Origin of the sequence: Paraburkholderia guartelaensis (assembly GCF_004353905.1) — a bacterium.
GTDB lineage: Bacteria > Pseudomonadota > Gammaproteobacteria > Burkholderiales > Burkholderiaceae > Paraburkholderia > Paraburkholderia guartelaensis.
In genome coordinates this window covers 44027-61618 of sequence record NZ_SMOD01000018.1, presented here as the reverse complement: position 1 = coordinate 61618, position 17592 = coordinate 44027, and the positions used below count along the sequence as shown (strand labels likewise).

Here is a 17592-nt window from a genome sequence, read left to right as displayed (position 1 = left end):
CGCGGTCTCGTCCGCTTTGCCGTTTCGGCAAAGATAGATCACAAATATTGTAATTGTGCAGAAATATCGGCGGTTGCAGGATCGTTCGACAGCTTTCAGACGGTCTCAACCAGAGGGAGACGCGCGTTGACCCGTGACACCGCCATTCAGACCGCAGCCGGTCACTACGATTCCGGCCGCTTCCTGAACGATCTGCGCCGCCGCGTGGCGTTTCGAACCGAGAGCCAGGAGCCAGAGAGCGGCGGGCGTTTGCGCGGCTATCTGGACGAGGAACTCACTCCGTTGCTCACACAATGGGGCTTCACCTGCCGGGTCGTCGAGAATCCCGCCAAAGGCGCGGGCCCGTTCCTGATTGCCCACCGCCACGAAGACGATGCGCTGCCCACCGTGCTCAGCTACGGCCACGGCGACGTGGTGCGCGGCTACGACGCCCAATGGCGTGCGGGCCTCACGCCGTGGGACGTGACTGTCGACGGCGAGCGCTGGTACGGACGCGGCACCGCCGACAACAAAGGCCAGCACAGTATCAACCTCGCGGCGCTCGAGGCCGTACTCGACGCGCGCGGCGGCAAGCTCGGCTTCAACCTCAAGCTGCTCTTCGAAACGGGCGAGGAAGTCGGCTCGCCGGGCCTGCACGAACTGTGCACCCGGTTGCGCGACGAACTCGCAGCCGACGTGCTGATCGCCTCCGACGGGCCGCGCCTTAGCGCGCACCGCCCAACGATCTTTCTCGGCTCGCGCGGCCTAGTCAATTTCAAGCTCGAACTCACGCTACGCGAAGGCGGCCATCATTCGGGCAACTGGGGCGGCCTGCTGCGCAATCCGGGCGTCGTGCTCGCGAACGCGATCGCCTCGATGGTCGACGCCCACGGCAAGATCCTCGTAGAAGACCTGCGCCCGCCGCCGATTCCGGAATCCGTGCGCCGCGCGCTCGCCGATATTCGCGTGGGCGGCAATCCGGGCGAGCCCGAGGTCGACCGCGACTACGGCGAGCCGAGCCTCACGCCAACCGAGCGCGTGTTCGGCTGGAACAATCTGGAAGTGCTCGCGTTCCGCACGGGCAACCCCGAGAAGCCCGTGAACGCGATTCCCCCGCACGCCATCGCGTACATGCAGATCCGCTTCGTCGTGGGCACGAACTGGCAGGACCTCGAACGGATCGTGCGTGCGCACCTCGACGCGCACGGCTTCGACATGATCGAACTCGAAGTGGAGCGCGGCGCACCGGCCACGCGTGTCGATCCCGACAACGCCTGGGTGCAATGGGCCCTGCGCTCGCTGCGCGAGACCACGGGAGCCGATCCCGTGCTGCTGCCGAACCTGGGCGGCACGCTGCCCAACGACGTATTCGCCGAGGTGCTCGGCATGCCCACGCTCTGGGTGCCGCATTCGTATCCAGGCTGCTCGCAGCACGCGCCGAACGAGCACCTGCTCGGCCCAGTCGTGCGCGACGGGCTGCGCATCATGGCTGGCCTCTTCTGGGACCTCGGTGCAAGAGAGGCCGGCGCGTCCAACCCCGCACCGCATCCAACCACGCTTGCATGAGGACGTCCCGATGAGCATCGAATCCCTACCCGCGCACGGCAGCGAGCCCTGGTCAGAGCCCGCTCAAGGTACGTCAGGCAAGAACGTCTCGCGGCTCATCGTCGCGACGTCGATAGGCAACGCGCTCGAGTTCTACGATCTGCTGGCGTACGGCTACTTCGCCTCGACGCTCTCCAAGCTCTTCTTCCCCCTTCACAACGCAACGATGTCGCTGCTGCTCACGCTCGGCACGTTCGCGCTTTCGTACCTCGCGCGGCCGGTCGGCGCGCTCGTGCTCGGCTCGTACAGCGACCGCAAGGGCCGCAAGGCGTCGCTCACGCTCTCCATTACGATGATGACGATCGGCACCGGCATGGTCGCGCTGATGCCCACCTACGCGACGATCGGCATACTCGCGCCCATCGGCATTTTTGCCTCGCGTCTTCTGCAAGGCTTTTCGGCGGGCGGCGAGTTCGGCAGTTCAACCGCCTTCCTGATCGAGCACGCACCGCAGCGCAGCGGTTTCATGTCGAGCTGGCAGTTTTCGAGCCAGGGCGCGAGCACACTGCTCGTCTCTTTGTTCGGCGCGGTGCTCACAGGCATGCTCACGCAGCCGCAGCTCGAAGGCTGGGGCTGGCGCATTCCATTCCTGTTCGGTGTGCTGATTGGTCCCGTGGGCCTTTATATCCGCCGACGCATGGACGAAACGCCCGAATTCGAGCGCATCGAAAAAGCCGAGTCGCCCGTGCGCGAATTGTTCGCCACGCAGAAGGCGCGCGTGGTCGCATCGATCGGCGTGCTGATTCTGACCACGTCGGCCCAATACGTGCTGCTCTACATGCCGACCTATGCCGCGCGGCAGCTCGGCCTCGCGCCTTCGTCGGGCTTCATCGCCACGCTCGTGGCCGGCCTGATCGCCATCGTGCTCACGCCGATCGTGGGCCACTGGTCGGACAAGGTGGGCCGCACGCGCATCATGTTCGTGGCGGGCGTGCTGTTCCTGCTCACCGTCTATCCCGCGTTCATGTTCGTCAACTCCCATCCTTCGCTGCCCTCGCTGCTGGCCGCCGTGGTCTGGATCGCGGTGCTGAAGGTCACCTATTTCGCCTCGATCCCGGCGCTCATGGCAAGCTTCTTCCCCACGCGCACGCGCACCACGGGCATGGCGCTCGCCTACAACGTCGGCACGACCGTGTTCGGCGGCTTCACGCCGCTGGCCGTGGCCGCGCTCATTGCGGCGACGGGCAACAATCTCGCGCCGGGGCTCTGGCTGATGTTCGCGGCCGTGTTGAGCCTCGCAACGCTGATCTGGGCCAGCATGCGCCTCGACGCCCGTTGAAGCGGCACCGTACAAGAACACCAACAGGAAACACGCACGTATGCAACACGATTTGCCGCAGGAAGTTCAGGACGCCATTCAGTTTTCCGTCGATCACGAATCGGCATGGGACCGTAACGCCGATGGCAACTTCGGCGTGCACGTGAACGACCCGCCACCGTGGAACCGCTTGCTGGGCCCCATTCACGATCGCGGCCCAGTGTCCGGCGCCGTCGCCGTGAATGGGCGCCCGCTCGCGCAATGGGGCGCGCCCGATCGGCCCGATCTGACCTTCAGCATCGCGAAGACGTATCTCGCGCTGCTCGCGGGCGTGGCACACGACCGCGGCCTGCTGCCCGATCCCGACGAGCCCGTCCACGTGCGGGTGCCCGGCATCGGCTTCGACGATGCCCACAATGCGCAGGTCACGTGGACGCATCTGCTGCAACAGACGAGCGAATGGCAAGGCACGTGCTTCGGCCTTTCCGATCAGGCCGATCACTATCGCGCCGTCACGTTCGGCGAGCCGCCCGACGGTAAGAAAGGCGACTTGCGCCCGTTGCGCGCGCCCGGCACGTATTGGGAATACAACGACGTGCGCATCAACCAGCTTTCTCTCGCGCTCCTGCGTCTGTTTGGTCGTTCGTTACCCGAAGTCTTTCGCGAGACGATCATGAGGCCCGTAGGCGCGACCGAGAACTGGCAATGGGTCGGTTACGACGACGCGTGGATCGACCAGGGCGGCAGACGCGTGCAGTCGGTGCCAGGCGGCTCGCATTGGGGCGGCGGCATGTCGGTGAGCGCAAACGACCAGTTGAAGGTCGCGCAAATGCTGCTCGACGATGGTGTCGCCTCGGGCCGCCGCGTGCTCTCGAGCGAATGGATCGCGCGCATGCGCACGCCCTGCGCGCTCGCGCCGTTCTACGGCTCGCTGGTCTGGCTCAACACGGGGCGGCGCATGTTTCCGAGCGTGCCCGAGTCGAGCTGGTTTGGCGTTGGCGCGGGCAGTTCGTTCATGTGGATCGAGCCCGAGCGCAAGATCGCGCTGATCGTGCGCTGGATCGATTCACAATTCGCCGATGCGTTCTTCGGCAAGATGCTGCACGCCGTGGATGCCGTTTGCACGCGACAGGGCACGAGCACGCTCGCGAGTTAGCCCAACGCCATTTCCAGCACCCTCGCCACGTGCAGCGCCGTGGCGTTTGCGCCATCGTGGATCTGGTGGCGGCAGCTCGTGCCATCCGCCACGACGAGATCAGCGCGATCCGCTTTACGCACGGCGGGCAGCAACGCAAACTCTGCCATCGCCATCGATGCTTCGTAGTGCTCCGCTTCGTAGCCGAAGCTGCCCGCCATCCCGCAGCATGACGATTCGATCGGCTTCACATCCAGGCCAGGAATCCAGCCCAGCACCGTGAGCACGGGCCGGAAGGCGTCGAACGCTTTCTGGTGGCAGTGGCCGTGCACCCACGCGCGCGGCGCGTCGAGTTGGTGCAACTTCAGATCGAACCGGCCCGCGCCTTTCTCGCGCACGAGGAATTCCTCGAACAGGAACGCCGCGGCCGATAGCTCACGCGCTTCGTCGCCGTAGCCGTATTGCAGGAATTCGTCGCGCATCGAGAGCAGGCACGAAGGCTCCAGCCCGACGATGGAAACGCCGCGCGCCACGAACGGCATGAGCGTATCGAGCAGGCGCCGCGCCTCGCGCTTCGCCTCCTCCACCAGTCCCGCGGCGAGGAACGTGCGGCCGCAGCAGAGCGGGCGTTCTTCGCCGCGCACGTTGAAGTGCACGAAATAGCCGGCCGCTTCGAGCACCCGCTTCGCGGCGCGGGCGTTTTCGGGCTCGAAGTTGTCGTTGAAGGTATCGACGAACAGCACCACTTCTTTCGTTGCCGCTGCTGCCTCCTGCTTTGCGGCCGCAACCTCCGCAAGGAACGAAGGTCGGAACTGCGGCAGCGAGCGTTGCGGCGCGAAGCCGAGCACGCGCTTCGCCCATGCGGATACCACGGGGATGCGCTCGCCAGCCGCAGCAAAGCTACCGGCTTGCGCCGCGCGACGTGCATAGCGCGGCAGAAACGCAATCATTTTCTCGCGCAGCTTCAGGCCGTGCTTCGTGTTCCACGCCGCGCGCGCCTCGATCTTCAGCTTCGCCATGTCCACGCCGGTGGGACAGTCGCGCTTGCAGCCCTTGCACGACACGCACAGGTCGAGCGTATCCTTGACATCGTCGCTCGCGAGTCCGTCCTCGCCCAACTGGCCAGAAATCGCGAGCCGAAGCGTGTTCGCGCGGCCACGCGTCACGTGCTTCTCGTCTTTCGTCACGCGGTAGCTCGGGCACATCGTGCCCGCGTCGAACTTGCGGCAGTGGCCGTTGTTGTTGCACATCTCCACGGCTTTCGCGAGGCCGCCCGTCAGGTCGTCGCCGCTGCCGGGCGGCGTTTCCACACCGGTCAGCGGATCGCGGCTCACGTCCCACGCCGACCAGTCGAGCATCGGCCGCATCTGGCGCTCGCGATATCCGGGCGCGAAGCGGAACAGCTTCGCGTCGTCCATCTTCGGCGGCCGCACGATCTTGTCGGGATTGAAGCGGTTCTCGGGATCGAACAGCTGCTTGATTTCCGAGAACGCGGCGTTGATTTTCGGTCCGTACTGCCAGGCAATCCATTCGCCGCGGCACAGACCATCGCCGTGCTCGCCCGAGAACGCGCCCTTGTACTCGCGCACCAGTTCCGCAGCCTGCTCCCCTATCGCGCGCATTTTTGCCGCGCCGTCGCGGCGCATGTCGAGTATCGGCCGCACGTGCAGCGTGCCGACGCTCGCGTGCGCGTACCACGTGCCTTCGGTGCCATGCTGATGGAAGATCTCGGTCAGGCGGCTCGTGTACTCCGCGAGATGTTCGAGCGGCACGGCGCAGTCCTCGATGAACGAGACGGGCTTGCCGTCGCCCTTCATGCTCATCATGATGTTCAGGCCCGCCTTGCGCACTTCCCATAGCGCCTTTTGCTCGATCGCATCGGTCATCTTCACGACCGAGTCCGGCAGGCCGTGATCGCCCATCAACTCGACCAGCGCTTCCAAACGGCGCACCTGGGCGTCGCGCTCGTCGCCCGCGAACTCGACCAGCAATATCGCATCGGGCCTGCCCACCAGCGCCTTTTCGATCACCGGCTTGAAGCCCGGATTGCCGAGCGCGAGTTCGATCATCGTGCGATCGACCAGCTCGACCGCGGTCGGCTTGAGCTTGACGATGTGCTGCGCCGAGTCCATCGCTTGCCGGAACGTAGGAAAACTCACCACGCCCAGCGTTTTGTGCGCGGGCAGCGGCGCGAGCTTCAGCGTAATCTGCCGGCTGAACGCGAGCGTGCCTTCGGAGCCCACGAGCAGATGCGCGAGATTCGCCACGCCGTCGTCGGTATAAGCGAGCGGGTTCTGGCAGTCGAACAGGTCGATGTTGTAGCCGGCCACGCGGCGCAGCACCTTCGGCATGCGTTCGGCAATCTCGCCGCGCTCGCGCGTGGCGATGCGCTGTACGCCTTCGAGCAGCGCCGCCAGTCGCGCGCCTTCGTGCGGGAGGTTCAGCGACTGGAAGCGCGCCTCGCTGCCGTCCGCGAGAATCGCGTCGATGCCGAGCACGTTGTGCACCATGTTGCCGTATTCGATCGAACGCGAGCCGCACGAGTTGTTGCCCGCCATGCCGCCGATCGTGCACTGCGCAGCCGTCGAAACGTCGACGGGAAACCACAACCCATGCGGCTTGAGCCACGCGTTCAGATGATCGAGCACGACGCCCGGTTCGACCGTTACCGTGCGCGCATCGGCGTCGAACTCGACGATGTTGTTGAGCCACTTCGACGTGTCGATCACGAGCGCTTCGCCCACCGTCTGCCCGCACTGGCTCGTACCTGCGCCGCGCGCCAGCACGGGAGCATGCGCGAGGCGCGCCACTTCCAGTGCGGCGCGCAAGTCGTCCTGATCGCGCGGTACGACCACGCCGATGGGCATGATCTGATAGATCGAGGCGTCGGTTGCGTAACGGCCGCGGCTCGCGGCGTCGAAGAATACGTCGCCGCGCAGGGCTTCACGCAGGCGCCGCGCGAGCGGCGAGCCGTGGCCCGCACTCGAAGGAACGAGATGAACCGGCTTGACCAGCATGCCCGAGGTGCGTGCGCCTTCCATCGCCGTTCACACTCCTTGATGAGAACCTGCGGGTTCGTCAGCCTTCTCGCCCAGCTCGAAGCGGCTGTCCGGCTGCATGCGGAACGCGAGAATCACGCCGCACCCCATCAGTATCATGCTGCCCACGAACGGCAGGTCCCAGTTACCGAAGCGGTCGATCAGAAAACCGCCCACCACGGGCGAGATGATCGCGGCCAGTGCCGAGCCCGTGTTCATCATGCCGCTCGCCGTGCCCGAGAACTCCGGCGCAATATCCATGGGAATCGCCCACATCGGCCCGATCGTCATTTCAGCGAAGAAGAAGCCTGCCGCGAGGCACGCCATGGAAATGACGGGGTCGTGCACGAACATTAGTGGCACGAGGACGATCAGCGTGATGAGCATGCACACCGAAACCATCCAGCTGCGCGCGCGCTTGAGATTGCCCGTGCGCTGAAAGAGCCAGTCGGTCACGAGGCCGCCGAGCGTGTCGCCCACCACGCCCGCGAGAAACACCACCGAGGCGAAGATCGCCGACTTGCCAAGTTGCAGGTGATAGTTGTGCAGGAAGTATTGCGGAATCCAGCTAAGGAAAAGCCACAGCGTCCAGCCGTAGCAGAAGTAGACGATCGTCACCGGAATCATGCGCTTGAAGAGCGCCATCCACGGCAGACCGGTCACGCGCGGCTTGGGCGGCGGCAGGATCGCGAGCTCGGCCTCGGTAATGCGCGGGTGATCCTTCGGGTGTTCAGTGAACGTGAACGCCCACACCACCACCCACAGCAGGCTGAGCGCGCCGCAAACATAAAACGATTCGCGCCAGCCGTAGCGCGCCATCACCAGCACGACCACTGCGGGCGCCACCGCATTGCCGATGCGCGACGCGGAGTGCGTGATGCCCTGCGCGAAACCGCGCCGCTCTTTCGCGACCCAGCGCGACATGGCCGAGGTCGAGGCGGGAAACGTTGCGCCCTCACCGAAGCCGAGCAGGAGGCGCGCGGCGAGCAGCGTGGCGAGGCCGCCTGCCATGCCCGTGAGAATCGTCGCCACCCCCCACAACGCGCCGCAGAAAAGCAGCGTGCGGCGCGCGCCGAAGCGGTCGCTCACCCAGCCGCCAATGATCTGAAACAGCAAATACGGATACGCGAACGCCGAGAAGACCAGCCCCACCTCGGTATGCGATAGCTGGAACTCCTTGCCGAAGCCCGCCGCTGCCGTGCTCACGTTCACACGGTCGAGGTAGGTGATGAAGTACATGACGCAGAGCATGATCAGCACGATGCTGCTCGCGCTCGTCAATCGATACCGTTTCATCGTCTGTCTCCGTTGCTGGTTCTATCGGCCGCATCGCCCTTCTCGAAGTGGCGTCCGGCATGGGAACGACCTGCCATCGCCTGGAATCGGCCTGTCATGCCGCACCCCGTGCGCGGCATGTGAAAACGTGCTCGTTTCAGGCGGCTCTCAGCGACACCACGTTGGGCTGCGCCGCGAGATATTCCATCGCGGCCGGCAAGCCGCTGTCCTTCAAGGGCACGCCCGCGATGCGCAGGCCCATCTCGCAACCGGCCAAAGCCGCCAGCAGCGTGAGGTCATTGCAGTCGCCCAGATGCCCGATGCGGAACATGCGCCCCTTGACCTTGCCGAGGCCCGTGCCGAGCGAAAGATCGAAGCGCTCGTAGATGATCTTGCGCACGGCGTCTGCATCCACGCCTTCGGGCATCATCACGCCCGTGAGCACGGGACTGTAGACGGCAGGGTCGGCGCACTGGATCTCGAGGCCCCACGCGCGCACGGCGCGCCGGCAGGCCTCGCCCAGCCGCTGATGCCGCGCGAACACGTTGTCGAGCCCTTCGTCCTGCAGCATGTCGAGCGCTTCGGAAAGGCCGTAGAGCAGGTTCGTATTGGGCGTGTATGGCCAGTACCCGCTCTTGTTCATCTCGATGATCTCAGCCCAGCCCCAGAAGCTGCGCGGCAGCTTCGCGTGCTCGCTCGCGGCCAGCGCCTTCGCCGAAACCGCGTTGAAGCTGATGCCCGGCGGCAGCATGAGACCCTTCTGCGAGCCGGAGACCGTCACGTCCACGCCCCATTCGTCGTGGCGATAGTCGGCGCTGGCGAGACCGGAAATCGTGTCGACGAGCAGCAGCGCCGGGTGGCCCGCGGCGTCGATCGCGCGGCGCACCGCGGCGATGTCCGAGGTCACGCCGGTCGACGTCTCGTTATGCACCACGCACACCGCCTTGATGGCGTGCTGCGCGTCCTCGCGCAGACGCTTTTCGATCATGTCGGCCTGCACACCGCGCCGCCAGCCTTCGATGCCAGGCAGGCCGAGAAATTCGGGCTTCAGGCCAAGGCGCTCGGCCATCTGCTTCCATAGCGTCGCGAAATGGCCCGTCTCAAACATCAACACCGTGTCGCCGGGGCTCAGCGTGTTGGTGAGCGCGGCTTCCCACGCGCCGGTGCCGGAGGCCGGGTAGATCACCACCGGCTGCTGCGTCTTGAAGATCTTCTTGATGCCGTCCAGCACCTTGAGCCCGAGCACGCCAAATTCGGGGCCGCGATGGTCGATGGTCGGATAGCTCATCGCGCGCAGGATGCGATCGGGCACCGGGCTCGGGCCGGGAATCTGCAGGAAGTGGCGACCAGCGGGATGGAAATCGAGCTTCAGCATGCAATCGCTCCTGTTTTGAATTTTGCATTCAAAAAACTATAATCCAGCCAGCTCATGTGCAGACAGACAATTCTGATGTGGTTTACCCCAATCTCAGCTGGCTTCTTTGGGGTCCTGTCCTTGGGCTAGAATTCGCTGGAAATCGATGGAAATGCCTTTTGCATGCAAAACCCGAACCTGAACCCCACTGCGATCAGCCCGGAACTGCCGCCTATTCCGCGCCAGCAACTCCATGACACCGTCGTCGACCATCTGCGGCGGTTCATCGTGGAAGGCGTGCTCGAGGCCGGGCGCAAGCTCAACGAACGCGAGCTGTGCGAAACGCTGGGCATTTCGCGCACGCCGCTGCGCGAGGCGCTGAAGGTGCTCGCGTCCGAAGGGCTGATCGAGATTTCGCCGAATCGCGGCGCATCGGTCTCGAAGATGTCGGAGGCGGAACTGCGCGAGACCTTCGAACTCATGAGCGGCCTCGAAGCGTTTTCGGGCGAACTGGCGTGCGAGCGGATCACCGCGGCCGAAATCGCCGAGATCAAGGCGTTGCACTACGCCATGCTCGCCTGCCGCGCGCAGAACGATCTGGCCGGCTACTACAGCCGCAATCAGGCGATTCACGACAAGATCAACGAGGCGGCGCGCAATTCGGCGCTGCGGCAAACGTATATCGCGGTGAATCGCCGTTTGCAGGCGCTGCGGTTTCGCTCGAACTTCGAAACCCCCAAGTGGGATCGCGCGATCCACGAGCATGGCGAAATGCTGGAGGCGCTCGACGCGCGCGACGGCAAGCGGCTCGCGGCGATACTGCGGCAGCATTTGCTCGCCAAGCGCGATGCGGTGTTGAGGATTGGGGATACGCCGTCGGTACAGGACGCCGACAACTAAATCGTCGCGCGCGCCACGTCTCCCGACTACTTCGCCGCCGACTCCAAAAAACTCTGCGCGAGCTGCTTCCTCAAATGATCGGCGGCTGGCGAGAGCCTGCGGCCCACGCGCGTGACCATCTGGCTCGAAAAGCCCGCCGCGATCGGATGATCGATCGGCACGGCCACCAGTTCGCCCAGATCGATGCCACGGCGCGCCGTAATCGACGACATGAACGCCACGCCAAGACCAGCGGCCGCGAGCGTCTGCGCCGTGTTGAACAGATCCACGCGATACGCCGGCATCACGTTCAGACGCGCGTCCTCGAACAGCGACTGCACGAAGTGCTGCACACCGAACGACTCGGTCATGAAGATCAGACGCTCGCTGGCGAGTTCGGCGGGCGCCACCTTCTGCATCTTCGCAAAGCGGTGCGAAGGGGCGACGAGCGCGCAGAGCGGCCGCGACGCGAAGGGATGAATGCGCATGGCAGGGTCGTCGGAGGTGCGCGTACACAGCCCGATATCGACGACGTCGTCGCGCACGAGCGACAGCACGACCGGCGTCGGTCCCGAGCGGATCTCCACGAGAATGTCCGGGTACGTCATCGAAAAACGCTGCAGCGCCCGCGCGATCAGATTGCCGATGAAGCCCTCGCCCACGCCCAGCGCCACGCGACCGCGCCTCAGGTGCCGGTACTCCTCGAGGCGCGCGGCCAGATCGCGCTGACGGCGCTGCCCGTCGCGATAGTGGTCCACCAGCACCTGACCGATCTCGGTCACGGCCACGCTGCGTCCGCGCCGCTCGATCAGCGGAAAACGCAACCGCCGCTCCAGCGCCGCCACCTGCCGGCTGATGACCGAGGCGTTGATGCCCAGCGCCTCGGCGGCCATACGCACGCCGCCAGCCGCCGCGATTTCGGCCAGATAGCGCAGCGGCCGCTCGCCGATATCGTCGATCGCGCCTCGCGCCGCATCTTCCCAATCTGCCTTTGCCCGCACTGCATTGCTCCTTTCGCGCGCGTTGTCGTGCTGCGCCGCGACAGTCGATCGTTGACTTCAAGTCAACATTCTCGGTGCTTTTCCGTCATGGGTCGAGTTTTTCGTCGATGCAATACTCGGCCTTTGGCTTTTGCCCAAAACCTATTCCAATAAAAGGAGTCCCCGTGAGCGAGCACCACTACTGCGAAGTCGCCGACCTGGCCGAAGCCCGATCGGAACTCGACGAAATCCGTCATCACCTCCACAAGCACCCCGAGTTGTCGTACGAGGAAGCCGACACGTCGCGCTACGTCGCGGACAAGCTCGAGTCCTGGGGCTACGAAGTCACGCGGCACGTTGGCGGGCACGGCGTCGTGGCGGCGCTCAAGGCGGGCACGAGCACGCGCACCGTAGGCGTGCGCGCCGACATGGACGCCCTGCCGATCCAGGAGCTGACCGGCCTCGACTACGCAAGCATCCACGCGGGCAAGATGCACGCGTGCGGCCACGACGGCCACACCACCGTGCTGCTCGGCGCCGCGCGCCAGCTCGCGAAAACGCGCAATTTCGACGGCACCGTCCACCTGATTTTCCAGCCCGCCGAGGAAGCCGGTTCGGACAGCGGCGCCGAGCGCATGATCGCCGACGGCCTGTTCGAGCGCTTCCCCTGCGAAGCCATCTTCGGACTGCACAACCATCCGGGCGTGCCCACCGGCACCTTCGGCTTTCGCGCCGGCCCGCTCATGGCCGCGTGCGACACCGTCAAGCTGCGCGTTCACGGCAAGGGCGGCCACGCGGCGCGCCCGCATCTGGCCGTCGACCCGGTGCTCGTGGGCAGCAGCATCGTGATGGCCCTGCAGTCGGTGGTGTCGCGCAACGTCGATCCCAACGAAGCCGCGGTCGTGACAGTCGGCGCGTTCCGTTCGGGCCACGCGCCGAACGTGATTCCCGAAGACGCCGTGCTCGAAATGAGCGTGCGCTCGTTCTCCCCCGAGGTGCGCGCAACGCTCGAGGCGCGCATCCGCGCGCTCGTGCAAGCGCAGGCGCAAAGCTACGGCGCAACGGTGGACATCGAATTCATCCGCGGCTATCCGGTGCTGATCAACAGCGAAGCCGAAACCGAATTCGCACGTCAGGTCGCCGAGGAACTGGTCGGGCCGGAGCACATCATCGCGCCATTCCCGCCGATCGCCGGCAGCGAGGACTTTGCGTACTACCTGCAGCAGCGCCCCGGTTGTTTCGTACGCCTTGGCAATGGCGAAGGCCGTCCGATGCTGCACAACGCGCGCTACGACTTCAACGACGAGAACCTGACCATTGGCGCGGCGTTCTGGACGCGCCTCGTTGAACGCTTCCTCAGCAAGGAGCGTGCATGAACGCCGCCACCGAACCGCTTCTGGAAGCGGCCGAAGAAGCGACGCTTTCGCCTGGCTACCAGCGCAAGATCGTTCTCGCGGCGGTGATCGGCAATCTGCTCGAATTCTTCGACTTCACGGTCTATAGCTATTTCGCGCTCACGATCGGCCATCAGTTCTTTCCGGCCGACAGCCAGGTCACGTCGCTCTTGCTCGCGTTCGCGGTGTTCGCCGTGGGCTTCGTGATGCGCCCGCTCGGCGGTATCGTGCTCGGCCGCTACGCGGACCGCGCGGGCCGCAAGCCGGCGCTCACACTCACCATCCTGCTGATGGCGGTGGGTTCCGCGTCCATCGGTCTTGCACCCACCTATGCGCAAATCGGTCTGGCCGCGCCGCTCCTGATCGTGGTCGCCCGCCTTGTGCAGGGCTTCGCGCAAGGCGGCGAGTTCGGCGCGGCAACCGCCACCCTCCTCGAAATGGGCGGACAGGCAAGCCGCGGTTTTCGCGCGAGCTGGCAGCTCGCGAGCCAGGGCGCGGCGGCGCTGCTCGGCTCGGGTCTCGCGGCGAGCCTCGGCTTTCTGCTCTCCGCGGAAACGATGCATAGCTGGGGCTGGCGCATTCCGTTTTTGCTCGGCACGCTCATCGCGCCGGTCGGCATCTATCTGCGCCGGCACATTCGCGAAGAGCCGCCGGCCCAGCGCGTGGTCGCGGACCGCAACGACCCGAAGCGCGGCCTGTACGTGCGCAACTGGTTTCTCACGATCTTCGCGATCATGGGCATGTCGGTTTCGACGTACGTGATGATGTACTACATGCCGACCTACTGCATCGAGTACCTGGGACTGCCACCCAAGATGTCGATCCTCGCGGGCGTGGCGTCCAGCACGATCTCGCTCGTGATGTGCCCGATCTACGGCGCGTGGTCGGACCGCATGGGACGCCGCAAGCCGCTCACGGTAATCGGACGCGTCGCGCTGATCCTCTTGCTCTATCCGGCGTTCTGGCTCATGACGCACTTTCCGTCGCTGCCGGTCGTGCTCGCCGCGCTCATCGTGCTCATGCTCTGCTATACGATGGGCTCCGCCCCCGCTTACGCGCTGATGCCGGAAAACTTTCCGAAACACCTGCGCGCAGGCTATATGTCGAGCGCGTACGCGATCGCGGTGTCGGTGTTCGGCGGCACGGCTCAGCTCGTGGCCGGTTGGCTCATCCATGTGACCGGCAACAAGATGGCGCCCGCGTGGTACATGATCGGCTGCGTGCTCATTTCGCTCATCGCCGTTTCGATGTTCGAGGAAACCGGCAACAAGACGATCGACTGAACGGTCGATTGAAAAGCTTTCGGCCTTAAAAAAGGGCGGGCGAACGCAGATTGCGTCGCCCGCCCTTTTCACACTACGTCCCCGATTATTCTTCAATCGTTAGTTTAACTACGTTTCCCATCTTTACTGGCTCCCCTGCGAGCCGCCGTTAGGTTGCGTGCTCATCCCACCATTGCCGTAACCATTGTCGTTGTTATACGGCATGGTCTGGCGGGTTCCCGGTGCAGGCGCAGGCGCCGCGCCAGTCCCCGTTCCCTGGCCGCCCCCCGTCGCTGTGGTGCCGGGCGCGCCGTAGCCGCTGTTTTGATAACGGGTGCCTGCGGTGCTTCCCGGCGGACGCGCCGTATTGATGCCCGCCGCGCCAGTCGTGCCGCCGCCTGCGCCCACGCCATTGCTACCGCCGCCGGCTCCGCCGGCCCCACCGCCAGCGCTCTGCGCAAGCGCCGCTGCCGAACATGTTGCGATGACGACACCAGCCAGCAATTGTTTGATCGATCCATTCATTTCGCTCTCCTTGAGTGTTGTGGATGGAACTGCTGCGTGGCGAACCGGTGGCGCGCCACGCTTGCCCTTTGTTCCGCAATCGCCATGCCACGGGCGAGTGAAACCCGGCTACGTGCCGTTTCCGCTGATTTGTGTTGCACGCGCCGCGCGGCATCCGCCTTGCTGCGGTTGAGAACGGTTGCAATCGGTCTTTCAACTGTCTCAGACGGGTCTCAAACGAGGAGGAAATCGCAATGGCCAACATGCTCGATAACTGCAAGGTCGCAATCCTTGCCATGGACGGATTCGAGGAAGTCGAACTTACTGAGCCGCGCCGCGCATTGAAGGAAGCGGGGGCGCAGGTGGACGTGATCTCGCAGAAAAGCGGTGAAATTCAGGGCTTTCGTCACGTCGACAAGGGCAGCAAGATCAAGGTGGACCGCACTTTCGGCAGCGCGAAGGCCGATGACTACGACGCCGTCGTGTTGCCTGGCGGAGTGGTGAACTCGGACGCCATCCGGCTGATTCCGGAAGCCCAGGCGTTCGTGCGCGCGGCCAACGACGCGCACAAGACTATTGCCGTGATCTGCCATGGCGGTTGGCTACCGGTCTCGGCCGGTATCGTCAAGGGGCACACCATGACGAGCTGGCCCTCGCTGCAAGACGATATCCGCAATGCGGGCGGCAAGTGGGTCGACGAGACCATGGTCCACGACGGCAACTTCATCACGAGCCGCAAGCCCGACGATCTACCCGCCTTCAACGCGGAGATCATCTCGACGCTGTCGGCGCCGGCCGGCACGGCATGACAGCACAGGCCCACGTCATGCTCATAGCGCCACCTGTACGCCCAGCTCGACGACATGTGCGGGAGCCAGACCGTAATACTCGGCGCTCGACGTGCAGTGATACGACATGAACGCGAAGAGCCGCGCACGCCAGAGGCTCACGTCCTGCCTCGCGTGCTGACGCAGCACCTCGTCGCGCGGCAAATAGAACGTGGTCTGTTGCGGGTCGAAACGCCATTCGCCCAATTTGCCCTGCAGCGCGGCCAAAAGGTCCGGCAGGTTGGGCCGCTCGACAAAGCCATGATGCGCGACGATCTCCCAGCAGCCCGCGCCGAGGTCGCGCGACTCGATGCGCGTTTCATCGTCCGCCTGTGGTGCGGACTCCGAAACATTGGCGAATACGATCACCGTACGATGCAGGACGTGATTGTGCCGCACGTTGCTCACGAGCGCGGCCGGCGTCATGCCGGGTGCGTTGCCCGGATACACGGCTGTGCCCGGCACGCGCGGCAGCTTCGGCTCGGCAGCGCAGATACCACGTAAAAAGTCGTCCACCGACTCGCCGCGCGCCGCATGGCGCGCCTCCAGTTCGCGGCCGCGGTTCCAGGTACTCATCGTGATGAACAGCAACGCACCAACGGAAACCGGAAACCAGCCGCCCGTGGGAATCTTTGGCAGATTCGCGGAGAGCAGCAAACCGTCCACGATCAGCAGCGGCACGCACGCGAGCCACGTGGCGACGCGCGGCCAGCCCCAAACTTCGCGGCACACGGACAGCATCTGCATCGACGTGGTCACCATCGTCATCGCCACAGCGAGGCCATACGCGGACGTGAGCCGCTCGGAGGTGCGAAAGAACAGCACGAGAAACACCACGGCCACGAGCAATCCCGCGTTGACTGCCGGAACATAGATCTGGCCGCGCCGCGTGCTCGAGGTTTCGATCGTGCGCATGCGCGGCAGGAAGCCCAACTCGATGGCCTGGCTCGTCATCGAAAACGCGCCCGAGATCACAGCTTGTGAAGCGATGATGGTGGCGAGCATGGCGATACCCACTGCCGGAATCAGTGCCCAATGCGGCACCGAGCGAAAGAACGGCTGGCTGGCGCCGCCCGGCTCGAACAGCACGGTCGCGGCCTGGCCGAAATAGCCCGCGACGATCGCGGGCAGCACGATGCAAAAGAACGCGATGCGAATGGAGCGCGTGCCGAAGTGGCCGATGTCGGCGTAGAGCGCCTCGGCGCCCGTCAACGCAAGGATTACCGCGGCGAGCACGCCAAACGCGAGCCCCGGATGCGTGAGCGCGAGCCGCACGGCCCAGACCGGCGACGCCGCGGCGAGTATCGCCGGATTGCGCACGATGTGATACACGCCCACCGCGCCGAGGCTCAAAAACCAGAGCGCCATGACGGGCCCGAACGTGCGCCCGACCACGGCGGTGCCGCGCGACTGGAACAGGAAGAGCGCCACGAGAATCGCCAATGAAACCGGCAGCACGGCGCTGTCGAATGCAGGATTGATTTCCTTGAGCCCTTCCACCGCGGAGAGCACGGAAATGGCGGGCGTGATCATCGAGTCGCCATAGAACATCGCTGCGCCAACGAGCCCGGCGAGCACGAGCAGACGCGGCGCGGGGCGCCCCGCCTTCGCGAAGCCGGCGCGCACGAGCGCGGTGAGCGCGACGATGCCGCCCTCGCCTTCGTTGTCGGCGCGCATGACAAAGCAGGCGTACTTGAGCACCACGACGATCAGCACCGCCCACAGGATCATGGAGAGCGCGCCCATCACCACGGGCTGCGCCGTGGAATGCGCCGTCTGGACGGCTTCACGCAGCGCGTAGATCGGGCTTGTGCCGATGTCGCCGAACACCACGCCGAGCGCGCCGAGCACCAGCGCGCGCTGGCCGGCATCGTCGGCCTGCTTGCGCGGCTTCTCTTTTGGCGCGTTTCTGAGCGGGTTGAGGCGATCCTGAAGCATGGCCGCGCGGCGTTCGTGGAGGCTCTGCCTTCTCGCAATTGGCGTGCCTCTTGCGCCTGAACGCGTGAAGGGTCGAACGGCAATTTCCCCGACAGCGTTGCGAACTTGCGTTCTCCGTCGGGCGCGCCTATATTGAGTTCGAATGGTTGCGACTCGCAACCATT

Annotated in this window: 13 protein-coding genes; 7 read left to right on the top strand and 6 right to left on the bottom strand. The window is 65.0% G+C overall.

Annotated features, from left to right (window positions below):
* Positions 1–126 precede the first annotated feature (126 nt).
* The 3 genes from E1N52_RS23105 to E1N52_RS23095 are packed head-to-tail and all read left to right on the top strand — an operon-like array spanning position 127 to position 3998.
* Positions 127–1545, top strand: coding sequence for a M20 family metallopeptidase (locus E1N52_RS23105; protein WP_133185059.1), 1419 nt, complete (start codon positions 127–129; stop codon positions 1543–1545).
* A 10-nt stretch (positions 1546–1555) separates the two neighbouring features.
* Positions 1556–2863 carry an MFS transporter gene (locus tag E1N52_RS23100; RefSeq protein WP_133185058.1) on the top strand — a complete coding sequence of 436 codons (1308 nt, stop codon included), beginning with the start codon at positions 1556–1558 and terminating at the stop codon, positions 2861–2863.
* A 40-nt stretch (positions 2864–2903) separates the two neighbouring features.
* Positions 2904–3998 carry a serine hydrolase domain-containing protein gene (locus E1N52_RS23095; RefSeq protein ID WP_133185057.1) on the top strand — a complete coding sequence of 365 codons (1095 nt, stop codon included), beginning with the start codon at positions 2904–2906 and terminating at the stop codon, positions 3996–3998.
* On the opposite strand, the gene E1N52_RS23090 is transcribed toward E1N52_RS23095, so the two are convergent.
* From E1N52_RS23090 to E1N52_RS23080, 3 genes are all read right to left on the bottom strand, one after another.
* Positions 3995–7018, bottom strand: a complete 3024-nt coding sequence (locus E1N52_RS23090) for an FAD-binding and (Fe-S)-binding domain-containing protein (RefSeq protein WP_133185056.1) — start codon at positions 7016–7018, stop codon at positions 3995–3997. The two genes, E1N52_RS23095 and E1N52_RS23090, sit on opposite strands and share 4 nt — an antisense overlap.
* Positions 7019–7024: 6 nt before the next feature.
* On the bottom strand, positions 7025–8311 hold the full coding sequence (locus E1N52_RS23085; RefSeq protein WP_133185055.1) for an MFS transporter: 1287 nt from the start codon (positions 8309–8311) through the stop codon (positions 7025–7027).
* A 136-nt stretch (positions 8312–8447) separates the two neighbouring features.
* Positions 8448–9665: a pyridoxal-phosphate-dependent aminotransferase family protein gene (locus E1N52_RS23080; RefSeq protein WP_133185054.1), complete on the bottom strand. Its 1218-nt coding sequence runs from the start codon at positions 9663–9665 to the stop codon at positions 8448–8450.
* Between the two features lie 162 nt (positions 9666–9827).
* Between E1N52_RS23080 and E1N52_RS23075 the strand changes: the two genes are divergently transcribed.
* Entirely contained in the window at positions 9828–10544 is a 717-nt protein-coding gene (locus E1N52_RS23075) for a GntR family transcriptional regulator (RefSeq protein ID WP_133185053.1), read from the top strand.
* Between the two features lie 26 nt (positions 10545–10570).
* On the opposite strand, the gene E1N52_RS23070 is transcribed toward E1N52_RS23075, so the two are convergent.
* Positions 10571–11524, bottom strand: coding sequence for a LysR family transcriptional regulator (locus E1N52_RS23070; RefSeq protein WP_246089180.1), 954 nt, complete (start codon positions 11522–11524; stop codon positions 10571–10573).
* A gap of 164 nt (positions 11525–11688) precedes the next feature.
* Here E1N52_RS23070 and E1N52_RS23065 point away from each other — a divergent pair, with 164 nt between their 5' ends.
* Entirely contained in the window at positions 11689–12879 is a 1191-nt protein-coding gene (locus tag E1N52_RS23065) for a M20 aminoacylase family protein (RefSeq protein ID WP_246089179.1), read from the top strand.
* On the top strand, positions 12876–14180 hold the full coding sequence (locus E1N52_RS23060; RefSeq protein ID WP_133185051.1) for an MFS transporter: 1305 nt from the start codon (positions 12876–12878) through the stop codon (positions 14178–14180). The genes E1N52_RS23065 and E1N52_RS23060 overlap by 4 nt, the downstream gene beginning before the upstream one ends.
* Positions 14181–14303: 123 nt before the next feature.
* Here E1N52_RS23060 and E1N52_RS23055 read toward each other — a convergent pair whose 3' ends face one another.
* Positions 14304–14684 carry a hypothetical protein gene (locus E1N52_RS23055; protein WP_133185050.1) on the bottom strand — a complete coding sequence of 127 codons (381 nt, stop codon included), beginning with the start codon at positions 14682–14684 and terminating at the stop codon, positions 14304–14306.
* Between the two features lie 233 nt (positions 14685–14917).
* Here E1N52_RS23055 and E1N52_RS23050 point away from each other — a divergent pair, with 233 nt between their 5' ends.
* Positions 14918–15472, top strand: a complete 555-nt coding sequence (locus E1N52_RS23050; protein ID WP_133185049.1) for a type 1 glutamine amidotransferase domain-containing protein — start codon at positions 14918–14920, stop codon at positions 15470–15472.
* Positions 15473–15493: 21 nt separating this feature from the next.
* Here the strand turns inward: E1N52_RS23050 and E1N52_RS23045 are convergent, their stop codons facing one another.
* Positions 15494–17428, bottom strand: a complete 1935-nt coding sequence (locus E1N52_RS23045) for a potassium transporter Kup (protein WP_133185048.1) — start codon at positions 17426–17428, stop codon at positions 15494–15496.
* Positions 17429–17592 lie beyond the last annotated feature (164 nt).

What these genes read in the sequence shown, in the direction of transcription:
- E1N52_RS23050 (WP_133185049.1), top strand. Translation starts at nt 14,918, where the DNA reads ATGGCCAACATGCTCGATAACTGCAAGGTCGCAATCCTTGCCATGGAC.
- E1N52_RS23045 (WP_133185048.1), bottom strand. Translation starts at nt 17,428, where the DNA reads ATGCTTCAGGATCGCCTCAACCCGCTCAGAAACGCGCCAAAAGAGAAG.
- E1N52_RS23080 (WP_133185054.1), bottom strand. Translation starts at nt 9,665, where the DNA reads ATGCTGAAGCTCGATTTCCATCCCGCTGGTCGCCACTTCCTGCAGATT.
- E1N52_RS23085 (WP_133185055.1), bottom strand. Translation starts at nt 8,311, where the DNA reads ATGAAACGGTATCGATTGACGAGCGCGAGCAGCATCGTGCTGATCATG.
- E1N52_RS23075 (WP_133185053.1), top strand. Translation starts at nt 9,828, where the DNA reads ATGCAAAACCCGAACCTGAACCCCACTGCGATCAGCCCGGAACTGCCG.
- E1N52_RS23055 (WP_133185050.1), bottom strand. Translation starts at nt 14,684, where the DNA reads ATGAATGGATCGATCAAACAATTGCTGGCTGGTGTCGTCATCGCAACA.
- E1N52_RS23060 (WP_133185051.1), top strand. Translation starts at nt 12,876, where the DNA reads ATGAACGCCGCCACCGAACCGCTTCTGGAAGCGGCCGAAGAAGCGACG.
- E1N52_RS23095 (WP_133185057.1), top strand. Translation starts at nt 2,904, where the DNA reads ATGCAACACGATTTGCCGCAGGAAGTTCAGGACGCCATTCAGTTTTCC.
- E1N52_RS23090 (WP_133185056.1), bottom strand. Translation starts at nt 7,018, where the DNA reads ATGGAAGGCGCACGCACCTCGGGCATGCTGGTCAAGCCGGTTCATCTC.
- E1N52_RS23100 (WP_133185058.1), top strand. Translation starts at nt 1,556, where the DNA reads ATGAGCATCGAATCCCTACCCGCGCACGGCAGCGAGCCCTGGTCAGAG.